This is a genomic window from Kitasatospora sp. MBT63, from assembly GCF_000710465.2.
GTDB lineage: Bacteria > Actinomycetota > Actinomycetes > Streptomycetales > Streptomycetaceae > Kitasatospora.
In genome coordinates this window covers 32,288-38,052 of record NZ_JAIZ01000636.1, presented here as the reverse complement: position 1 = coordinate 38,052, position 5,765 = coordinate 32,288, and the positions used below count along the sequence as shown (strand labels likewise).

The window sequence follows — 5,765 nt, the reverse complement described above, 5'->3', positions numbered from 1 at the left end:
GAGATCGCGGCCCTGCGCGCCGAGGCCGAGGCCGCCGCCGGGCAGCTGCGCGCCGAGGCCGAGGAGAGCGGCCGCGCCGAGGGCGCGAAGGACGCCGCCGTCCGGCTCGCCAAGGCCGCCAAGCAGGCCGAGGACATCCTGGGCCGCGCCGCCCGGGACACCGAGGCCTCCCGCGCGGAGGCCGCCGCCGAGGCCGAGCGGGTCCGCGCGGAGGCCGCCGCCGAGGCCCAGCGGCTGCGCGAGCAGGCCGAGGCCGTCGTCGAGCAGGCTCAGAACGCCGCGCTGGACGACGCCGCCGCCGTCCGCGAGCAGATGGAGCGGATGCACGAGGAGGCCGCCCGGCTGCGCGCCGAGGCCGAGGAACTGCGCGCCGAGGCCGAGGCCCAGGCCGAGCGGATCCGCGCCGAGGCCCGCCGCCAGGCCGTGGTGCAGGTCGAGGAGTCGGCCAAGACCGCCGAGGAGTTGCTGACCCGGGCCAAGGCCGACGCCGACGAGCTGCGCGCCGGGGCGACCGCCGAGGTCGAGCGCCAGCGCGCGCAGGCCGCCGAGCAGGCCGCCGAGACCCAGGCCCGCGCGGAGCAGACGCTCGGCCGGGCCCGGTCCGAGGCCGAGAAGCTCGCCGCCACCGCCGCCCAGCAGCACCAGGAGGCGCTGGCCGCCGCGAAGGCCGCCGCCGCCGAGAACCGGGCCGCCGCCGAGCGGGAGACCGCCGAACTGCGGCGCGAGGCAGCCGAGTTCGACCAGCGGGTGCGGGCCGAGGCGCTGGCCGCCGCCGAGTCGCTGCAGGCCCAGGCCCAGGCGTACGACACCGAGCTGCGCGCGGAGGCCCAGGCCGCCGCCGAGGACACCCGCGAAGAGGCCCGCACCTGGGCCGAGAGCCACCGCACCGAGACCGGGAACCGGGCCCGCGAGGAGCTCGCCGAGGCCGAGGCCGCCGCGCAGGCGCTGCGCGAGGAGAGCCGCCGCGAGCGCGAGGAGGCCGCCGCCGGCCTGCTCCGCGAGCAGACCGAGACGAGCGAGCTGCTGGCCGCCGCCAAGGCCGACCGGGAGAGCGCCGAGACCGAGGCCGCCGAACTGCGCGAGCGGACCGTCGCGGAGACGGACGAGCTGCGCGAGCGCACCGCCGCCGAGACCGCGGAGCTGCGCGAGCGCACCGCCGCCGAGACCGCCGAGGCGCGGGCCGCCGCCGAGCGGGACGCCGCCGAGCTGCGCGAGCGCGCCGAGCGGGAGCTGGCCGCCGCCGAGGCCGCCGCCACCGAGCAACTGGCCGAGGCCGAGAGCGCCGCACAGGCGGCCCGCGCCGAGGCCGGGGCCGCCGCCGAGCAGCTGCGCGCCGAGGGCACCCGGGAGCTGGAGCAGGCCCGGGAGAGCGCGGCCGAGCTGCGCCGGGACGCCGACGAGCAGCGTGAACTCGCCGCCGCCGAGGCCGAGGAGCTGACCGCGGCCGCCACCCGGCAAGCCGCCGAGCTGCTCGCGGCGGCCGAGGACGAGGCCTCCGAGGTCCGTCAGTCGGTGGCCGGGCTGCACGAGTCCGCGTCCCAGCAGATCGCCGAGCTGAGGTCCGCCGCCGAGCGCGAGGCCGCCGAGCTGCGCGAGTCCACCGCCGCCGAACTGGCCGAGGACCGGGAGCGCGCGGCCGTCGCCATCGCCCGCGAGCGGGCCGAGGCACAGGCGTACGACACCAAGCTGCGGACCGGAGCGCAGGCCTACGACACCGAGCTGCGCGCCGAGGCCGAGGCCGAGCGGCAGTCCGCGCTGGACTTCGCCGGGCAGTGCCGGGCGGACGCCGAGGAGCAGGCCCGCAGGGCCGTCGCCGAGGCCGAGGAGCGGGCCGCGGCCGCGCTGGCCGAGGCGGAGGAGTTCGCGGCGGCGCTGCGCGCCGAGGCGGAGGAGTACGCGCTGGCCACCCGCACGCTGGCGGAGGACTTCGACAGCTCCACGCGGGCCCGCGCCGAGGAGTACGACCGGGACACCCGGGAGGCGGCCGAGCAGTTCGACAAGGCCACCCGGGACCAGGCCAAGTCCGTGCTGGAGCGCGCCTTCGCCGACGCCGAACAGCTCGGCGAGGACGCCCAGACCACCGCGCTGGCGACCACCGCCGCGGCCGAGGAGCAGGCCGACGCGATGGTGGCGGCGGCCCGCAAGGAGGCCGAGCGGCTGGTCGCGGCCGGGGAGGCGGCCGGGCAGGCCGAGGTCGAGAAGGCCAGGGCGGACGCCGATGCGCTGCTCTCCGAGGCCCGCCGGGACTCCACCGCGATCCGCGAGCGCGCCGAGGAGCTGCGCGAGCGCACGGACGCCGAGATCGAGGCGCTGCACGCGCGGGCCCGCAAGGAGAACGCGCAGGCCATGAAGTCGGCCGGCGAGCGGGTGGACGCACTGGTGACGGCCGCCCAGGAGCAGCTGACCGAGGCCGAGGAGCAGGCGGTCGCCGCCGTCGCCGAGGCCGAGGAGCGGGCCGCCGAGCTGGTCGAGGCCGCCGAGAAGCGGGCCGCCGAGCTGACCTCGGAGGCCTCCGCGGAGGCCGGCAAGGTCCGGATCTCGGCCGTCCGCAAGGCGGAGGGCCTGCTGAAGGAGGCCGAGCTGAAGCTGGCGGACTCCACCTCGCGGGCCGAGGCGCTGATCGTGAAGGCCGAGGCGAAGCTGAAGTCCGCCGAGGAGGACGCGGAGCAGCGGATCGAGGCCGCCGCCGACGAGGCCGAGAAGCGGCTGCGCCGGGTCGACGAGAACGCCGACGCGCAGCTGCGGCAGGCCGAGGAGGAGGCCGAGCGGGTGCTCGCCGAGGCGAAGGCCGAGGCGGAGCGCGTGACCGACGAGGGTCAGCGGGAGTTGGACGAGCTGGTCCGGCGGCGCAAGGACATCAACACCGAGATCTCCCGGGTCCAGGACGTGCTGTCGGCACTGGAGGCGTTCGAGGCTCCGTCACCGGTGGCCCAGGCAAGCGGGGGAAGCGGTAAGGGCGGCGGTCGCGGAGCAGGTACCGGGCCCGTCGCTCGTGAGGGGGCGTCGAAGGCCGGCGCCGGAGTCGGTGCCCCCCGATCGGGTGGCAATCGCTCCGGAGGGGCGCCACCCGATTGAGCGGACATTGTCCGCGAAGCATCGGCATTTCGCCGATGACACTCCGGTAACGTGTCAGGATTCCCTCAACCACCTCAGCGGTTCGACGACAGGAAGCCCAGAAATCCCATGAGCGACAGTCACTCCCCGCACGGCTTCGACCTGGTACGCCGTGGGTACGAGCGCGCCCAGGTCGACGAGCGGATCGCCAAGCTGGTAGCCGATCGCGACAGCGCGCTGGCCCGGATCGGTGCGCTGGAGAAGCGCATCGAGGAGCTCCACCTGGAGACCCAGAGCGCCCAGGCGCAGGTCGCCGACGCGGAGCCGTCCTACGCCGGTCTCGGCGCCCGGGTGGAGAAGATCCTCCGGCTCGCCGAGGAGGAGGCCAAGGACCTGCGCGAGGAGGCGCACCGCGCCGCCGAGCAGCACCGCGAGCTGGCCGAGGCGGCCGCCCAGCAGGTCCGTTCCGAGGCGGAGAACTACGCCAAGGACCGCAAGGCCAAGGCCGAGGACGAGGGTCTGCGGATCGTCGACAAGGCCAAGAGCGACAGCGCCCAGCTGCGCGCCGAGGCCAACAAGGACGCCCAGAACAAGCGCGAGGAGGCGGACGCCCTCTTCGAGGAGACCCGCACCAAGGCCGCCCAGGCCGCGCTGGAGTTCGAGACCAACCTGGCCAAGCGCCGCGAGCAGTCCGAGCGCGACCTGGCGGCCCGTCAGGCCAAGGCCGAGAAGCGGCTGGCCGAGATCGAGCACCGGGCCGAGCAGCTCCGCCTTGAGGCGGAGAAGCTGCGCACCGACGCCGAGCGCCGCGCCCGCCAGACCGTGGAGACCGCGCAGCGCCAGGCCGAGGACATCGTCGCCGACGCCAACGCCAAGGCCGACCGGGTCCGCAGCGAGTCCGAGCGCGAGCTGGCGGCGCTCACCAACCGTCGTGACTCGATCAACGCCCAGCTCACCAACGTGCGCGAGATGCTCGCCACGCTGACCGGCGCGGCCGTGGCCGCCGCCACCCTGCCGGCCGACGACGCCCTCGGCGTGCCGGCCCAGCAGTCCCGCTGATCCCTGGCGCGGTCCGACGCTGACGCGGTGCCCGGTGGGCCCGTACCGATTACGGTACGGGCCCACCGTGCTGTCCGGCGCAGGTCAGGCGTGCACCCGTCGCAGCAGGGCGCGCACCGCGGCATCGAAGGTCTCGGGTGCCTCCAGCGAGCTGAGGTGGCCGACCGCGGGGATGACGGTCAGTTCGGCGTCGGCCATCGCCTCGGCCATCATCCGCGCCTCGGCCAGCGGGGTCACGGCGTCGGCCTCGCCGACGATGACTGCGGCCGGCACGTCGACGGCCGCCAGCACCTCCAGCGAGTCGCCGCGGGCGGCCATCGCGCGCTGGGCCCAGGCGACGGCCTGCGGGGAGGCCTCGGCGATCATCACGCGGACCTCGGCGAGCAGGTCGGGACCGGCCGCGGGACCGAGCAGGCTCTCGGCCACCTTCTCCTCCGCCAGCAGTTGTACGCTGTCCCGGGCCAGCACGGCCGCGGCGATCCGCTCGCGGTTGGTACGGGCCTGTTCGGTGTCGGGGGCGGCCTTGGTGTCGGCGAGCAGCAGGCCGCACAGCCGGTCGGGGTGGCGCCGGGCGAAGGCCATCGCGACGTACCCGCCCATCGACAGCCCGCCCACCACCGCGCGGTCCACCTCGGCCTCGTCCAGCAGCCGGGCGACGTCGTCGGCGACCAGGTCGAGCGAGGGGGCGTCGTCACCGAGCGGAGCCGCCCCGAAGCCGCGCTGGTCGGGGGCGAACACCCGGGCCAGCTCCCCCGCCGCACCGGCGAGCCGCTCCAGCTGGGCGGCCCACATCCGGGCGGAGAACGGGAAGGCGTGCAGCAGGACGAGCGGGGTGCCGGTGGCGCGCGCGTGGCCGGCGGGTGCAGTGGGGAGGGTCATGGTGCCACCGTATTGCGGGCCACCGACCTCCCGCAGCCAGCGCGCCTCAATACCCGCTTTGCCATAATCTGACGGAGAGTGAGGGAGCGACATGATCGAACTGCATCAACTGACGAAACGATACGGCAACAAGCTGGCCGTGGACGGGCTCAGCTTTCAGGTGCCCCAGGGCGTGGTGACCGGCTTCCTCGGACCCAACGGTGCCGGCAAGTCCACCACCATGCGCATGATCCTCGACCTGGACCGTCCGACCAGCGGCCGGGTCAGCATCGACGGCAAGGGCTACGGGCAGCTGTCCGAGCCGCTGAAGAAGATCGGCGCGCTGCTGGAGGCCAAGGCCGTCCACCCCGGCCGCTCCGCCTACGACCACCTGCTGTGGCTGGCGCAGAGCAACCGGATCCCGCGCTCCCGGGTGGACGAGGTGCTGGCCCTGGTCGGGCTCACCCCGGTGGCCAAGAAGCGCGCCAAGGGCTTCTCGCTCGGCATGGGCCAGCGCCTGGGCATCGCCTCCGCGCTGCTCGGCGACCCCGAGATCCTGATGTTCGACGAGCCGGTCAACGGGCTCGACCCCGAGGGCATCCTGTGGATCCGCAACCTGATGAAGGGCCTGGCCTCCGAGGGCCGGACGGTCTTCGTCTCCTCGCACCTGATGAGCGAGATGGCACTGACCGCCGACCACCTGGTGGTGATCGGCAAGGGCAGGCTGCTGGCCGACCTGTCGATGGCCGAGTTCATCAAGCAGAACGCCCGCTCCGCCGCCCGGATCCGCACCC

Annotated in this window: 4 protein-coding genes; 3 read left to right on the top strand and 1 reads right to left on the bottom strand. The window is 75.3% G+C overall.

Going from position 1 to position 5,765, the window contains the following annotated elements; genetic code table 11:
- Positions 1-3,075 (top strand): hypothetical protein (locus AA75_RS33360; protein WP_051813931.1); only part of this gene is annotated, 3,075 nt, incomplete at its 5' end.
- A gap of 108 nt (positions 3,076-3,183) precedes the next feature.
- Positions 3,184-4,113, top strand: a complete 930-nt coding sequence (locus AA75_RS33355) for a cellulose-binding protein (protein WP_033824091.1) — start codon at positions 3,184-3,186, stop codon at positions 4,111-4,113.
- 84 nt (positions 4,114-4,197) lie between these two features.
- Here AA75_RS33355 and AA75_RS33350 read toward each other — a convergent pair whose 3' ends face one another.
- Positions 4,198-4,992, bottom strand: coding sequence for an alpha/beta fold hydrolase (locus AA75_RS33350; RefSeq protein ID WP_033824090.1), 795 nt, complete (start codon positions 4,990-4,992; stop codon positions 4,198-4,200).
- 91 nt (positions 4,993-5,083) lie between these two features.
- Between AA75_RS33350 and AA75_RS52710 the strand changes: the two genes are divergently transcribed.
- Positions 5,084-5,765 (top strand): ABC transporter ATP-binding protein (locus AA75_RS52710; protein WP_063794489.1); only part of this gene is annotated, 682 nt, incomplete at its 3' end.

Bases quoted from the DNA above. Each gene is read 5' to 3' on its own strand.
- AA75_RS33350 (WP_033824090.1), bottom strand. From the start codon at position 4,992: ATGACCCTCCCCACTGCACCCGCCGGCCACGCGCGCGCCACCGGCACC.
- AA75_RS33355 (WP_033824091.1), top strand. From the start codon at position 3,184: ATGAGCGACAGTCACTCCCCGCACGGCTTCGACCTGGTACGCCGTGGG.